Below are 14,627 nucleotides of genomic sequence, written 5' to 3' on the forward strand. Positions count from 1 at the left end.
ACATCAGCCCCGCTTCTCGAGCGGCACAAACGGCAAGTTTTCCGGGCCGGTATAGTTGGCGCTCGGGCGGATAATCTTATTGTCCACGCGTTGCTCAATGATGTGTGCCGCCCAGCCGGACGTGCGCGCGATCACGAACAGCGGCGTGAACATCGCGGTGGGCACGCCCATCATGTGATACGACACCGCGCTGAACCAGTCCAAGTTTGGAAACATTTTCTTGATGTCCCACATCACGCTCTCCAAGCGCTCGGCAATGTCGAACAGCTTGGTGTTGGACGCTTCCTTTGATAGTTTCCTGGCGACTTCCTTGATCACTTTGTTGCGCGGATCGGAGATCGTGTAGACGGGGTGGCCAAAGCCGATCACCACTTCCTTGTTCTCGACGCGGCGGCGGATGTCCGCTTCGGCTTCGTCGGGGGTGGAATAGCGCGATTGGATCTCGAACGCGACTTCGTTTGCGCCGCCGTGTTTCGGGCCACGCAGCGCACCGATTGCCCCGGTGATCGCCGAGTAGATGTCTGAGCCCGTGCCGGTAATCACACGGCTGGCAAACGTCGATGCGTTGAACTCATGCTCGGCGTACAGGTTCAGCGACACGTGCATCGCGTCAACCCATGAGCGCGTCGGCGCCTTGCCGTGCAACAGGCGCAGGAAATGACCGCCGATCGAGTCGTCATCCGTTTCGACGTCGATGCGCTTGCCGTTGTGCGAATAGTGGTACCAGTACAGCAGAATCGAGCCAAGCGAGGCCATCAGCCGGTCCGCGATGTCTCGCGCGCCGGGCAGATTGTGATCGTCCTTTTCGGGCAACATGGTACCGAGCACGGAGACACCCGAGCGCATCACGTCCATTGGATGAGCCGACGCCGGGATGGATTCGAGCACTGCCTTGACGTTCGCCGGCAGCCCGCGCAGTGCCTTGAGTTTGACCTTGTAGGCGGCCAACTCGGCCACGGTCGGTAGCTTGCCGTGCACCAGTAGGTAGGCGACTTCCTCGAACTCGCATGCGCCGGCCAACTCCAAGATATCGTAGCCCCGATAGTGCAAGTCATTGCCGGTACGCCCGACCGTGCACAGCGCGGTATTGCCGGCGGCTACGCCGGACAGCGCGACCGATTTCTTTGGCTTGAAGGCACGCGTTGCCGGCGCGTTGTTATCTGCTTCGCTCATGGTTTCGTCTCCGGACGCAAGCGTTATTTGTTGGCGGCGAACAGCGCGTCGAGCTTCTGCTCGTATGCGTGATAGCCCAGGTAGTGATACAGATCGACGCGCGTCTGCATGGTTGGGACGGCGGCCTTCTGGGTGCCGTCGCGCAGCACGGTTTGATAGAAGTGCAACGCCGCTGCGTTCATCGCGCGATAGGCGCCGCAGCAGTACAGCGCGATGTCCACGTCGGCGTCGCGCAGGTCGTTGACAGTGAACAGCGGGGTCGAGCCGAACTCAGTCAGATTTGCCAGGATCGGCACCTTGACGGCGGCCTTGAAGCGGCGGTAGTCATCCAACGTGCGCATTGCTTCGGGAAAGATCATATCGGCCCCGGCTTCGACATAGGCGAGTGCTCGCTCGATAGCGGCGTCCAGGCCCTCGGCAGCGGCGGCATCGGTGCGCGCTATGATCACGAACTGCTCGTCGCTACGCGCGTCAACTGCCGCCTTCACGCGGTCGACCATTTCGTTGGTCGGCACACATTCCTTGCCTGGCCGGTGACCGCAGCGTTTCTGACCGACCTGATCCTCGATGTGCACGGCCGCCACCCCCGCCTTGATGAACGAGCGGATGGTGCGCGCAATGTTGAACGCGCCGCCCCAGCCGGTATCGATGTCAACCAGCAGCGGTAGCGAGGTTGCATCGGTGATGCGGCGGGCATCGATTAGCACGTCTTCCATTGTGCTGATGCCCAGGTCTGGTAAGCCGAGTGAATTCGCCGCGACGCCGCCGCCGGACAGGTAGACGGCCTTAAAGCCAACGGCTTCGGCCATCTTCGCCGCGTAGGCAGTGATCGCGCCGACCACTTGCAGCGGCTGGGCTTGGGCAACGGCAGCGCGAAACTTGGCACCCGCGTTGGCGGGCTGAGAGGGGGGTGGATTCATTGTCGCTCCAGGAAAACCGCGACGTTTAAGCAAGTTCCGAGCCATGGTCGATAAAAGCGCCAACGACTTGATTTTTCGGGCGATGCCGGCTCGGCGATCGCAGCTTTCGTTTCATTATTGAAATCCATCATTTCATTTCTGAAATGTGGCGCATAATGCGGTATCAATAACGGAGTAATGGGCTTTGAGCATCGTACAACCTGACGCGGCCGCCCGCCCGCGGATGTGGGCCATGGGAATAAGCCGATTGCGAGACTTGTTCCTGGACATCACCCGCGAGTATGACGGGCGTGCGCAACTGCGCGTGGTCTCGCGCGGTTTTGAAGATGCGGTGCATGAAATCAATGTGTCCGGCGCGATGCGTCCAGACGTGGTGGTGGCCGGCGGATCAAACGGCGCGTATCTGAAAGGGCGTGTGAACGTGCCGGTCGTACTGATCCATCCCACCGGTTTCGATGTGATGCATGCGCTGGCACAAGCACGGCGCAACGCGGCATGGGTCGCGCTGGTCACGCACGGCGATATTCCTGAGGAGGTCCGGCAGTTCACGCACGCCTACGGCGTCGATGTGGTCCTCGGCTCGTATCGGTCGGTGCAGGATGCGCAGACCTGCGTGCAAGGCTTGCGTGAGCGTGGCGTCGGCGCGGTGGTCGGGCCCGGCCTGGTCGCGGATCTTGCCACCCGCGCCGGCATGCAGGCGGTATTTCTGTACTCTCGCGCCTGCGTGCGTGCCGCTTTTGATACCGCGCTGGAAGTTGCGCAGGCCACGCGTGCCGAGGCACTGCGCCGCGCCCGGTTGGACAACCTGCTGCAGCACCTGCGCGACGGGGTGGTGGCGCTCGATGCCGAAGGGCGCGTCGAGGCGATGAACCAACGGCTGTCCGATGCCCTCGGTATCGGCGCCACGCACACAGCGGGGCGCCCGCTGCTGGATCTGGCGCCGTACCTGGCCGACTCGCTGCCCGACGCCGAGGGCGATACGCTCAGCGTGATCCGCGGCGTGAGCTACGTCGTGCATCGCGGCCCGCTCGACGGCCCCGGCGGCGAGCAGGGCGGCACCGTGCTGACGTTCCAAGAGTCGCGCGCGGTCGAGCGGCTGGATCGCACGTTGCGGTCACGGCCGCGTGCGCAGCAATTTACCGCCCGTTATCATCTGGACGACCTGATCGGCGAATGCGCGCCGATCGAGAGCGTGCGCGCGCTGGTGCGTCGTTATGCACGCTCGGACGCGACCGTGCTCGTGCTCGGTGAAAGCGGCACCGGCAAGGAAATGGTTGCCCAGAGCATCCACCGCCTGAGTGCGCGGCGCGATTTCGCGTTCGTGGCTATCAACTGCGGTGCCTTTCCGGAGGCACTACTCGAAAGCGAACTGTTCGGCTACGAAGAGGGCGCCTTCACCGGCGCGCGCAAGGGGGGCAAGGTGGGTCTGATCGAAGCCGCGCATCGTGGCACTTTATTCCTGGATGAGATTGGCGAGATGCCGCTGCCGTTGCAAAGCCGTTTGCTGCGGGTGCTCCAGGAACGCGAAGTGGTGCGTCTGGGCTCGACTGAGCCGGTGCGCGTCGATATCCGCGTGATCGCCGCCACGCACCGTGCATTGACCGACGGCATCGAGTCGGGCACATTCCGCGCTGATCTGTATTATCGACTGAATATCTTGAGCATTGCGCTGCCATCGTTGCGTGAGCGTCCTGATGATGTGATGCTGCTCGCGGCGGAATTGCTGCTGCAGGCGGCGCGACGCGAGTCCCGCCTGGCCGCGCGCGTGCCGGATACCAGCGTGGCAACCCGGATACTGGCGCCGGTGGCCGCGCCGCTGTGCGCGTACCGGTGGCCCGGCAACGTGCGTGAGTTGCAGAACGTCATCGAGCGGATTGCGGTCGAATTGGCCGATACCGAGGTTGATGACGACGTCGCGCTGACCGTAGCCGTGCTGCGCATGATCGCGCCTGAGTTATTCGACACGCCGGCTAACCCCGACATGCCCGTTTTGACACTGCGCGAACGTAGCCGCCACGTCGAGGCGGACGAGATCCGTGCCGCGTTGGAGGCTCATGATGGCGATCGCAATGCAGCATGCCAGGCGCTGGGCATTAGCAAGACGACACTGTGGCGTAAGCTCAATGCCGCGCGATAAGGTGCTGCCTGTGCGGGCGTGAGCCCGGCTCCGGATCGGCGTGCGCCGTTCGCGCGTTTGAACACGCTTGTTCGTCGATCGCCGGTTGTCGGTCATTGGTCTTCGGACTTCGGACTTCGGACTTCGGACTTCGGACTTCGGACTTCGGACTTCGGACTTCGGACTTCGGACTTCGGACTTCGGACTTCGGACTTCGGACTTCGGCCGCGGAGCGGTGGCGGACCGACACGCTTTATAGAATGCTGCTGTGGGAGTTTTTTAGGCGCTTGCCGATGATTCGTCTTGCTGTCCCAGCGGATTTTCCCATGCTGTTGTCGATAGAGTGCCGCGCCGGCGAGCGGCTGCGCGGGCATGTCGCGTTCCCAGTGTTTACCGCGCATGGATTGACTCAGGATGAGCTTGCCGACGGGGTGCGGCAACGCAAGCTATGGGTGGTGGAGCACGATGATCGGACCGTGATCGGATATTTGCTCGGCAGTGAACTCGACGGTGGGTTCCATATTCGGCAGATGGACGTCGAGCCTGCCTACGGCCGTCGGGGCCATGGCCGTGCATTGCTGCGGCATGCGTGCGCCGCTGGGCGTGCCGAGGGCTACCGGCAAGCGCTGCTGACGACGTTGCGGGACGTGCGCTGGAATGCACCGTTCTATTGCAGCGAGGGTTTCGCCGAATTGCCGAGCGCGCTGCAGGGCGAGCAGATGCGCGCGGTGCTCGCACATGAACAGGCGCTGGGGTTCCCGATGGATCTGCGCGTCGCGATGGCCAAGCCGCTGAGTGACTGACCGTTGCGTGGATCGATGTATCCGTGACCGTTACGCGCTTTTGTCGTCCCGCGGTGGCGCAGCATCGGGCGTCCCGGCCTGTCCCGGCGTTGCCACGCACGCGCCAAGGAGCCCGGATTCACGCGCCAAGCTGTGCCAGTGCAGCACGCACGTGCGTGACGAGGCCTCGGCGAGTTTTGAAGAGGGGCCTGTGCGCACGGGCCAGGTAAACTGGAATTCCTATCGAGCGGACGTGTGCAGGCATCGGATGGATGAGATGTCGCGAACGCGGCGAGAGGGCTGGCAGATTACGTGGGTTCGCGCAGGTTGACAGACGGCAGGGCGATAAGCACTGACAGCAGCGCCTGGTCGCATGGCAGCGTGACCTTCAGCGCGAGCAGCGGATCGGCACGCGTGCGCCCGAGGTTGATCGCGGCAATCGGCTTGCCGGCTCGCGCCGCTTGCACGCAGAAACGATAGCCAGAGTAAACTGCCAGCGACGAGCCGACGACGAGCAAGGCATCGGCGTGCGCGAGTGCGGCCTGTGCTGCCTCGACACGCTCGCGCGGCACGCCCTCGCCGAAGAACACCACGTCCGGTTTTAGCATGCCCTGACAATAGTCACACACCGGTACCCGGATCGTATCGAAGTCGATCGATTCGAGATCGGCGTCGCCATCGGGCGCTGCGTTGGCCGACAGCGTTTGCAGCACCGGATTGTCCGCTTCGAGCCGCTGCTGGATAGCCTCACGCGCATGCACGCGGCCGCAGCTCATGCAGACGGCACGGCTAATGTTGCCGTGAAGCTCGATCGTGCCGGTTTGCCCGGCGCGACGATGCAGGCCGTCGACATTCTGTGTGACGAGCCGCTCGACGCGACCCAACGCCTCAAGCCGCGCCAGCGCATGGTGCGCGGCGTTTGGCTCGGCCTGGGCCAGCACCTTCCAGCCGAGTGCGCTGCGAGCCCAGTAGCGGCGGCGTGCCGTCGGCGAGCGAAGAAACTCTTGCAGCAGAATGGGCGCACGGCCCTTGCGCTCGCCATTTATATCGCGATAGTCGGGAATGCCCGAGGCGGTACTGATGCCGGCGCCCGTCAGCACGAATAGGCGAGGATGCGCCAGCACGAAGTCGGCCAATGCGCGCAGGCTCGTCTGCACGTCACCCAGCTCGGTCGGCGTGTGCGGCGGCTCGGCCGTATCGGCACCGTTGCGGCGTTCGGCCGGAACTTCGGGTATGAACGTTTTCATCTCGCTGACAAAGCAGTGTGGTATAACGGCAACCGAGCACGGCATCGGCGACGGGCCGATACGCTCCCTCACCGATTCTACGAGGTTTGGGCACGGCTGTCGGCGTCGCGTGCGATGGGGCACGAAACCGTATTTCGTTCGCGATCAACCCCGACACAGCCAAGACCGAGCCGAAGACTTTCGCCGACTTGCTGGCGCTGTCCCACGCGGGCGAGGTGGCCTACTCGAACCCGACACGGCCGGCTGACGGGATGGCGGTGATCGTCCTTACGTCGGCCCTGATGGGCGAGGTTGCCGCGTTCGACACCTGAAAGCTCGAGCAGCACGTGAAGTTCCATACCAAGGGCATTGGCTACCTCGACGTGCTGCTGTCGCGTAACGAGATCGTGGTGGCCGACGGCGAGTTACACAAGGATTGGGAGCGCGGGCTTTGCACAACTGAACCCGTTCGCCGCCGATGCACTGCAATTGCGGCGCTGGGAAGACCGGGCCAAGGTAGTCTGCCTACATCTGATCTAACACTACCGGGCGATCATAGCGCGCTTATGCGCTGTAGTGCTACCGCGCGCACTCGCCGCACTGGAGCATCGGTCTTTTTAGATCGCTTATCCGACGCTATACGGTCTACTTCCCTCCGATTATGCCAGGCTCGCAGCCCGATGCAGAAGCTGCATTTTTTATGGCGAGGACACAATGACACGACAGACAAGTCGATTGCTTTCAAAGTTAGGCGCCGGCATGGTGTTGGCCGTAACCGCGGGGTGCGGCGACACGACGAGCAGCGACATGAGTGCGTCGGCCGAGCATCGTACAGGGGAGGCGCCATTTACCGCACCGCGCGTTGACGCTTCCCTGCGGTATGCGCGCGGAGAACACGACGGGATTGACGAGCGCGGCAGGCCAGATGGACCCGAGCTTGATGGTGGCGCCATGCCGGCTGCGCCTGGCGACGGCAAGCCGCGCAAGTTGTCGCACACGGACACCCCAACCTTGCAGGGGCGGGATGATACGGAGACATCGCATGGTTGGACAGACGCTGCTCATTCGAGAACATGTCCGTCCACACCGGTGAAGCGTCCATCCGATGAATACAAGCGCAGGTCGCTAAGCAGGGCGTCGTCGCTGTCTACCCTCCATGGGCCCCGCCCCGACAACACGAATGGGAATGCCCATCCCAACGGAGATATCATCCTTCGCGGTGTGCCGTCAATAGACATCCTGGGACACGCACCCCGCCGCTCCCGGACCAGTTTGACTATTAGCCCGACTATGCGATCGTCTAGCGAGCAAAGTGCCGACATATTCAGTGTTTTGCCTCATTTCTTTCACGACACGAATTTCAATCCGCTTGAGGCGTTCCACTCCACGCAGGGCGACACAATGGCCATTTTGGAGGAACGGCCGACGGCGCCGTTGAGTGCCCGGCTCAGGATGTGGATGCGGGAGGCCCATGCCGATCTTGCTGACTGTCGTACCCTGCCCTGTCCTCATCACGGATCGCCGCAGCCGTGGAAAACGCTGTTCGATGTCGACGCACGGATGAGACAGTACGAGAAGCAAAAATCTGTGCGCAAGGTGCTCGAACGTCGGATACTTGAACAGCAGGCGGTGCCTGTGCTGCCCGATGTGTTCGATCAGCTCGATCAACGCGATAAACTGTGGGTCGCGCTGCGCATCGCCGATGCCGAGGTCGCGGACAACAGTGATATTTTGGCGTGGTCCGGGGCGGCGGCCCTGTTTCCACCCGAAGTGCTGCACGAGCGCCAGCATCGCATGGTTGTGCCATGGATGCTCCGGATGTTCGATTTGCGCCTGGACCTGGTCGCTTTGGGCGAGCGCGGCGCCCGGCCGGGCGAGCTCGATGCATTTGTCCGGGCAGCGGCCCGTGACGTCGATCGGCAAGACCGCCTCGAGCAGCTGGAGCAGGCGTTGCACGCACTGGCCGTCTACGAAATTGTCCCGAGGATGCGTAGTATTCTGGAGCCCACGAGCGCGCAGTTGCATGAGGTGGCGAAGACCACCTTTCGCGTGGTCGAGGCACTCGAGCGACTGGCTGCCGAAGTGGTGCCTACGTCGGTACAGCAAGGTTCGGACGACACGGATTACGCGGATCGTTTCAATCAATTATTGTCCGGAACGATATAGATGTTCACCGTTCCACGGCTGAATAGCAGATCGGTCGGCTCCTACAATGTGGGCGCATGGCTGTCCATGTGTGCCGTCTCAGCGGCTCTCTGGTGATGGCCATAGCAAACACAACAACGGCGGGCAGATCGATGAGCAACCAGCAGGCTGTGCAACAATAGCGTCTTGCGTGGCGCACATAGAGCTGGCCCAACTGGATCGGTTCAAGCGATGCGCGCAGCAATGGATAGGCACTGACGGCGTTCATGGCCGGTCTGGCGAACTGTACGATGCACGGTCGCGGGCTGTGCCTGCGCTGGTACGCGTGCGGACGTTGCAGGCGCGGCATGCGCTGAGTTCGGCGCCCCATTGAGCATGCGGTCTGCGTTGGCAACCCGGTGCGATAGGAGTTTGGATAAACACGTTGGTGGACTTCGCAGCGCGTGAAGTGCGGCGCTTGCGGGTGTCAAACAAGGCGTTTGCCACGCAAAGCGCCGCTAAGGTTGTCGGCGAGGCCAGGTTGAAGGCGCTCGCACAGGGCCACTGAGCGCGCGAACGACGCATTGTCGGCGGCTGGACGACCGGCATTCCTTTCGAAATGCGCAGAGAAATGTCGAGTCGTATCGTAGAATGCGCGCGAAACATCCATGCCATTGAGCGGCTCCATCATGGTTTCACGCATCCTGCTGATCGAAGACGACAGTCGCCTGGCTGCGCTGGTGGCCAGCTACCTGCGCAAGCACGAGTATGACGTGCATATCGTACTCCACGGCAACGACGCATTGGACGCGATTCTCGCGCGTCGGCCCGACCTGGTAATCCTTGATGTGAACCTGCCCGGCAAGGACGGCTTCCAGATATGCCGCGAGGCGCGCAAACAGTTCGATGGTCTAATCATCATGGTGACAGCCCGGGATGAGGATCTTGACGAGGTACTGGGACTAGAGCTCGGTGCCGATGACTATGTGCACAAGCCGGTGGAGCCACGCGTGCTGCTTGCGCGGATCAAGGCGCTGCTGCGCCGCGGGCTGCAGCTCGGCGGCGAGACGAGTGTTGAGCCGGAGTGCCTCATCTTAGGCAAATTCGAGATTAACCGCGCCACGCGCAGCATTCGCCTGCCTGATGGCAGCGTGCCCGATCTTACCTCAGCCGAGTTCGACTTGCTATGGGCGCTGGTGCGCTGTGCCGGCGAGGTCGTGAGCCGCGACGACTTAATGCGTCAGCTGCGCGGCATCGGTTTTGACGGTGTGGATCGCACGGTGGACGGCTGTATTTCCAAGCTGCGGCGCAAGCTGCACGACGATGCGGCCAACCCGCAACGGATCAAGACCGTGCGTGGCAGAGGATATCAATTCAGCAAGGTGGCATGGGAGTAAGGCGACAAAATTCAACAATTCTGCACGCAGCGCAGAGTAAGACAGAGCAGGGCAACGCAAGGTACCCTAGCCGTATCGTCGTGGCGACCCCGCAGTCGCTCGGCGGCGCGAGCTTGAGCTCAGTTGGCCGGTGGTCTGAGCGCGTCGATGGCTGCGCAATCTGTGCCAGGTGTCAACTGCCAACTGTCGATAGCCAACTGCCACCGCCCGCGGCTCAATAGACGTGTCCGAACTGGAAATACACATTGCGACGTCCCTCTGGCGCGAGTGCGACACCGAAATAGACCGGCCCGAATGAGCTGGTCAGCCCAGTGAACAGCGACACGCTGCGCTTCATCGGCCCGCTGCCCAGCGCGTCGTTGAAGCCATTCCAGACGTTACCTATTTCCGTCGTGACGCCTGCGAACAAGCCGCGGAACGGACCAGCATTGAACGAAGTCAACTGGTTCATATACGTGAGATGGGCATAGGCCATCGACGTGCCGGCCAATTGATCGGCTGCATACGCGGACAAGTGTCGGAAACCGCCCAGCGTGAACCCGAGCGGGTTGATCGCGTTAGTGCCGCCGATGTCCTTGCCGCCCTCGATGCCGACGTTAATGCTGTGTCGTCCGAACGAGGCCGCGGCCATTGCCTTGCCGTACAGTTCGGTGACGCGGTCTTCGCTGCTGGCGAGCGAACGCTCGGCCTTGATCTCCGTAAAGTAACCGCTGCGGGGGAATTGCGAGTCGTCGAGTTGGTCGATAACCAACCGTGCGCGCATGCTCAACTGTCGGCCATAGGCGTCCGGGAACGCCAACTGTGTGCCACTTTCACCCAGCGGCAGGTTGTATAGCGGCGATGCGAAGCCGTGTGCATACGCGAGCCCGATGCGCAAGTCACCGAGCCGCGCGAGCGGCAGCCCGAAATCGATGCCGGCGCGTTTGGTTTGCAGATGAAAGCGGGTAATGCGGACGTTATCACTATAGAGGTTCGCGTAGCGGCCCACGTACTCGACATAGGGCGCCACGTAATAGCCGAATGCACTGGACAGCGGCTGGCGCAGTTCGCCATGCACACTGATCAGGTCGCTGCCGAGCGTGGTGTCCACGCGTCCTTCGAGTCCCGACGGGCTCAGCCACGGTCGGCGATAGCCCAGATGCAGCCGAAATCCGCCTTCATCGGTCGAACTGCTTGACAGGCCCAGGCCAAACAGCAGAAAGTTTGGCCCCCATGACTTCTGCCGCGCCGTGATCACGAGCCGGTGTTCGTCGCCGTGTTCGACTAGCTTCTGCGTGACGTCCTCGAAGTCACCGGAGTTTGATAAGGTCAACAGGTCCTTGTTCAGCTGGTGTGGATCGTAAAGGTCGCCCGGGCGCACATGCAGATAGTTGCGGATCCGCGCGGCTGGTACTGTGCCGACCGACTCGATATCAATCTGCGTCAGGCGTATCGGGCGCGGTGGTGGAGCGGCGTGTGTGCGGCGGTAAACGGCGTAGTCGGCGGGCGCCAGCGCCAGATGCCGCAGTTGCGGCAGAGCCGCGCGGGCCGCCGCCTCGCCGGCCTCAATCGCCTGTGCCGCGTTCGCGAAATCGGTGAAGGTTAGGGAACCGAGATCGGGTTGGATTAACACGTCGCCGGCGACCAGCCGCGAGCGTTGTTGCGCGACGTTTTGCCGGATCAGGATGCCGATCATCTGCTGCATCACGTCTGCGGGCGTCGCGAGTGCATCGAGCGAGCGCAGCGGCGAGCCGACGTCTACGGCGATCACGACGTCCGCGCCCATAGCCCGTACGGTGTCCACCGGCAGGTTGCTGACCAAGCCCCCGTCCACCAGTGTACGCTCGTCGACGTCGGTCGGCGCGAACAGCCCGGGCATCGCCATGCTGGCGCGGATCGCCTGCGGCAGCGAGCCATGATCCAGCACAATCATCTGGCCACTGCGCAACTCGGTCGCGATCGCTCGATACGGGATCGGCAGCTTATCGAACGACAGGTCACCAGGCACCGTCGAGGTCCAGTCCGACAACAGCGCTTGCAGCCGGTTGCCCTGAACTAGGCCACGAGGCAACTTCAGTCCGTCGCTGCTGACGCCCAGTGTCAGGTTGCTGGCATACGATTGTTCGTCTTCGCGTTGCGACTGCGGCAGCTCGGCGCGTTGGTGCACGTCGAATGCGATGTCCGTCAGGTTCACGCCCGCCAGCCGGCTCTGCATGTCTGTTGCACTCATGCCGCTCGCGTACAAGCCGCCCACCACGGCGCCCATGCTGGTGCCGGCGATGCAATCCACAGGGATGCGGTTTTCCTCCAACACCTTGAGCACGCCCAGGTGTGCATAGCCACGCGCGCCACCGCCAGAGAGCACCAGACCGACCGCCGCGCGGCCGTGCGCACGGTCGTGCGCCGCGCACGCGAGTGTCCCTGCGCATGAAGCCGACGCGAGCAACGCCAGCGCTGCCGCGAGCGCCACGGCGAGTGCTTGGCGGCCAGGGCGGCCACGCCGTGACATGTCCTTCTGCCCGATCATGACGCGCATGACCAATGCGCGGAGGCGGGCCCGCAGTGATAGGGTCATCCTGTTGTTTGCGTTCTTAAAAACTAGCTATTATCGCTGCACGGGTGTCGCGCGTGCAGGACAAGGCGCGATTTCGCCCGCCCGCACAGACATGCACAGGACTTTGCGTGTTGACGCCGCGCGGGTCGTCGGCACTGTTGGCAAGCTGGTCACGATACCTGGTGATGCTGCATCGGCTTGAGCGCCGATATTCGATTGGCGTGCGACGGGCCCAGCGATGATCGAGATCCTGACTCAGTATCCGCCCGCCTACCTGCATAGCGACGGGCATCAGTTGTTCGGCCGCGCGGTGATCGCGTGGTTGCTCGCTGCGTCGCAGGATTTGCTGGTTAGATCACAAAGCGAAAGGCTGCGACAATTTCTATCCGGCAGCCTGAAGTAACCCTGGGGCTCATGCCTGTCAACACGCCCCGCACGATGCATGTGGCGATGTTGATTTTGACGCCCTGTTTATTGACGGACATCAAGCCGATGTTGGACTGCTTGCAGCGGCTGGCGAGGCAAAGGTCTCGTTGCAGCGCACCAGCAAATCAGTCCGGCAGATCAGCACTGGCGTACGGATTCTCTTCGGCTGCTCATTTTGCCAACGCGTATCGCAAAAAGTTTGGCGTGACGCTGCGTGAGCAGTGGCGTGCATTCGTTAATGTAACGGCCCGGGTATCGACTGAAAACGGCGTGACAGAGCGGGCGGACCCTATGCCGTCATTTTGGACCCTTCTCGCTGGCCTGCCAGAAAGGATTGTCTTGGATGTCGAAACTGAAGCGTGGCTCGCCTGGCGTCCGCGTACCGTTGACAGGCACGCGCGGTGCTGTCGCCCGGGGCGCGGTGCGGTCGCGGTTGGTTGCCTCGGGGCGGCGGGCTGCATCGGATCGGTAGGCAGGCTTCGCGCCTAGCCCGGACAATCGGCCATTGCTGGGTGCACGCTTAGCAGTGTCAGTCGCCTTGCGTTGATCCGTTCGCGGTTTCGCGTCGGCGGAGTCGGCCACGATTGGTGGCTTTGCTCCGCAATGGCGGACTGAAAAACTGTCAGACATTCCCGATCCTCGCTGGTGTGCAATGTCGATATCCGTGATTCTGACGCCGACGCCACGGGCGCGACGCGCTAACCACGAATCCGGCGGGCTGCCGGCGAAGTGGCGCGCCGGACCGTCTACGGGAACTGATAAAACGGCTCGCGTAGGCGAAAGGTGTTGTATTAGCTACCATCCAAGATGTTTTTATTCGACTGCAATCGAGGAGTCGCCATGACCAGCATCCAAGTGACCCGCGATACCGTCGATCAAGCGAGGGTCCCCATTTTCGCGCTAGCGCCTTACCTGCTCGTGTTGACCGTGCGAGAGATCGATGAAGTGAAGCCATCGCTGTGGAGGAACGACAAGTTGTCTGCGCAACTGAACGCGGAGTCGAGAGGCACTATCGCGATCGTCTGAACGCTGACGATCTCGGCGATCCGCAACTGCTGGCGCAATGCTGCACCGTGCTCAATGAACTTACGCAGTGACTCAGTCTCGGGTCCGTCCATGACTTCCAGCGCTGAGCCGGCGTGGCTGTCCGATCCGCTTGCGCTGACGCTGCAGGGAGAAGTGCCCGTTGAGCGCGAAGAAAGACTGGCCATTCATATTTGCTGATACTGGATCGATCATGGAGTGCTGACGATGGCGTCCGCTGCGGGCGGTTCCCCCAGCGACGGAGTGGTTCCCGCCGTGTTGGTGTTGTACGGCATCCATAGCGACGAGACTGCACCGATCGAGCTAGTGTAGCAACGGGTCGCTGACGTATGTGCGCGGCGCGTGGCGCCGCTCAAACGTGCAGCAAGCGTTTTTGCCGAGGCTCATACCGGTGTCCGCTGGCATTTCGATCTGCATACAACGAGCGGGGTGTCTGTCTATGAAAAATTCGCGTTGCGGCTCAGCGCCAATCGCGCTGCTTGGTCATGGTTGCTCACTGCGCTGCGCGCTCGTGCATGCTTGAGTTGGCAGGGTCAGACCGTTGGGAGCTAGAACGACTTGTCGTGCTTTACACAGCCGATGCATGTGCTGTGGTAGGTATTGGACGGCCAGGCCGCCTGTGTGGGCGCGCCGCCGCCGGTGTTCCATGGGATGCTACACAGTGCCACAATCGGTGGAGCGAATCGTTTTCCCGAATTTTGTTGTGGAAACTGGGATGCGCGCCGTACTGATGGTCGTATAGGTCAATAACACCAAGCTGGATTTGTTCTTGTTCGGTCTTTAGGTAAGCGTCGGCATACGGGCCGCATGACGACAGATCTTTTGTCGCCATGCTATTTAGCGGTCAGTCGAGTATCTGGCGTCCCGGTACCACAAGCATCAATCT

Annotated in this window: 12 protein-coding genes and 2 pseudogenes; 9 read left to right on the plus strand and 5 right to left on the minus strand. The window is 62.2% G+C overall.

Going from position 1 to position 14,627, the window contains the following annotated elements:
* Positions 1–3 precede the first annotated feature (3 nt).
* Positions 4–1,173 (minus strand): bifunctional 2-methylcitrate synthase/citrate synthase, encoded by a 1,170-nt coding sequence (gene prpC, locus RA167_RS12555; RefSeq protein ID WP_076787954.1) that lies wholly within the window; start codon positions 1,171–1,173, stop codon positions 4–6.
* Positions 1,174–1,196: 23 nt separating this feature from the next.
* Entirely contained in the window at positions 1,197–2,093 is an 897-nt protein-coding gene (gene prpB / locus RA167_RS12560; protein ID WP_076787956.1) for a methylisocitrate lyase, read from the minus strand.
* Positions 2,094–2,316: 223 nt separating this feature from the next.
* Between prpB and prpR the strand changes: the two genes are divergently transcribed.
* Entirely contained in the window at positions 2,317–4,230 is a 1,914-nt protein-coding gene (gene prpR, locus RA167_RS12565; RefSeq protein ID WP_076787958.1) for a propionate catabolism operon regulatory protein PrpR, read from the plus strand.
* A 305-nt stretch (positions 4,231–4,535) separates the two neighbouring features.
* A complete protein-coding gene (locus tag RA167_RS12570) occupies positions 4,536–5,012 on the plus strand; it encodes a GNAT family N-acetyltransferase (RefSeq protein WP_076788579.1) in 477 nt (158 codons plus the stop codon).
* Positions 5,013–5,299: 287 nt separating this feature from the next.
* Here RA167_RS12570 and RA167_RS12575 read toward each other — a convergent pair whose 3' ends face one another.
* On the minus strand, positions 5,300–6,238 hold the full coding sequence (locus tag RA167_RS12575; protein WP_083706102.1) for an NAD-dependent protein deacetylase: 939 nt from the start codon (positions 6,236–6,238) through the stop codon (positions 5,300–5,302).
* 95 nt (positions 6,239–6,333) lie between these two features.
* On the opposite strand from RA167_RS12575, the pseudogene RA167_RS12580 reads away from it, so the two are divergent.
* A pseudogene (locus RA167_RS12580) lies at positions 6,334–6,687 on the plus strand (2-aminoethylphosphonate ABC transporter substrate-binding protein); the annotation flags it as partial.
* Between the two features lie 591 nt (positions 6,688–7,278).
* Here RA167_RS12580 and RA167_RS12585 read toward each other — a convergent pair.
* On the minus strand, positions 7,279–7,416 hold the full coding sequence (locus RA167_RS12585) for a hypothetical protein (protein WP_237573992.1): 138 nt from the start codon (positions 7,414–7,416) through the stop codon (positions 7,279–7,281).
* 133 nt (positions 7,417–7,549) lie between these two features.
* On the opposite strand from RA167_RS12585, the gene RA167_RS12590 reads away from it, so the two are divergent.
* Both RA167_RS12590 and RA167_RS12595 read left to right on the plus strand, forming a co-directional pair.
* A complete protein-coding gene (locus RA167_RS12590) occupies positions 7,550–8,383 on the plus strand; it encodes a hypothetical protein (RefSeq protein ID WP_237574360.1) in 834 nt (277 codons plus the stop codon).
* Positions 8,384–9,030: 647 nt separating this feature from the next.
* On the plus strand, positions 9,031–9,738 hold the full coding sequence (locus tag RA167_RS12595) for a response regulator (RefSeq protein ID WP_076787967.1): 708 nt from the start codon (positions 9,031–9,033) through the stop codon (positions 9,736–9,738).
* 214 nt (positions 9,739–9,952) lie between these two features.
* Here RA167_RS12595 and RA167_RS12600 read toward each other — a convergent pair whose 3' ends face one another.
* Positions 9,953–12,253, minus strand: coding sequence for a patatin-like phospholipase family protein (locus tag RA167_RS12600; RefSeq protein WP_422393166.1), 2,301 nt, complete (start codon positions 12,251–12,253; stop codon positions 9,953–9,955).
* A 256-nt stretch (positions 12,254–12,509) separates the two neighbouring features.
* Between RA167_RS12600 and RA167_RS12605 the strand changes: the two genes are divergently transcribed.
* The 4 genes and pseudogenes from RA167_RS12605 (at position 12,510) to RA167_RS12620 (ending at position 13,794) form a co-directional block, all read left to right on the plus strand.
* Positions 12,510–12,674 carry a hypothetical protein gene (locus RA167_RS12605; RefSeq protein ID WP_175972467.1) on the plus strand — a complete coding sequence of 55 codons (165 nt, stop codon included), beginning with the start codon at positions 12,510–12,512 and terminating at the stop codon, positions 12,672–12,674.
* Between the two features lie 115 nt (positions 12,675–12,789).
* A pseudogene (locus RA167_RS12610) lies at positions 12,790–12,934 on the plus strand (helix-turn-helix domain-containing protein); the annotation flags it as partial.
* Between the two features lie 603 nt (positions 12,935–13,537).
* On the plus strand, positions 13,538–13,723 hold the full coding sequence (locus RA167_RS12615; protein ID WP_217697115.1) for a hypothetical protein: 186 nt from the start codon (positions 13,538–13,540) through the stop codon (positions 13,721–13,723).
* Positions 13,720–13,794, plus strand: coding sequence for a hypothetical protein (locus RA167_RS12620; protein ID WP_353647135.1), 75 nt, complete (start codon positions 13,720–13,722; stop codon positions 13,792–13,794). Before RA167_RS12615 ends, RA167_RS12620 begins: the two co-directional genes overlap by 4 nt.
* Positions 13,795–14,627 lie beyond the last annotated feature (833 nt).

Origin of the sequence: Mycetohabitans endofungorum (assembly GCF_037477895.1) — a bacterium.
In the GTDB taxonomy this organism is placed as follows: Bacteria; Pseudomonadota; Gammaproteobacteria; order Burkholderiales; family Burkholderiaceae; genus Mycetohabitans.

What these genes read in the sequence shown, in the direction of transcription:
- RA167_RS12570 (WP_076788579.1), top strand. Translation starts at nt 4,536, where the DNA reads ATGCTGTTGTCGATAGAGTGCCGCGCCGGCGAGCGGCTGCGCGGGCAT.
- prpR (WP_076787958.1), top strand. Translation starts at nt 2,317, where the DNA reads ATGTGGGCCATGGGAATAAGCCGATTGCGAGACTTGTTCCTGGACATC.
- RA167_RS12600 (WP_422393166.1), bottom strand. Translation starts at nt 12,253, where the DNA reads ATGCGCGTCATGATCGGGCAGAAGGACATGTCACGGCGTGGCCGCCCT.
- prpC (WP_076787954.1), bottom strand. Translation starts at nt 1,173, where the DNA reads ATGAGCGAAGCAGATAACAACGCGCCGGCAACGCGTGCCTTCAAGCCA.
- RA167_RS12575 (WP_083706102.1), bottom strand. Translation starts at nt 6,238, where the DNA reads ATGAAAACGTTCATACCCGAAGTTCCGGCCGAACGCCGCAACGGTGCC.
- prpB (WP_076787956.1), bottom strand. Translation starts at nt 2,093, where the DNA reads ATGAATCCACCCCCCTCTCAGCCCGCCAACGCGGGTGCCAAGTTTCGC.
- RA167_RS12605 (WP_175972467.1), top strand. Translation starts at nt 12,510, where the DNA reads ATGATCGAGATCCTGACTCAGTATCCGCCCGCCTACCTGCATAGCGAC.
- RA167_RS12595 (WP_076787967.1), top strand. Translation starts at nt 9,031, where the DNA reads ATGGTTTCACGCATCCTGCTGATCGAAGACGACAGTCGCCTGGCTGCG.
- RA167_RS12615 (WP_217697115.1), top strand. Translation starts at nt 13,538, where the DNA reads ATGACCAGCATCCAAGTGACCCGCGATACCGTCGATCAAGCGAGGGTC.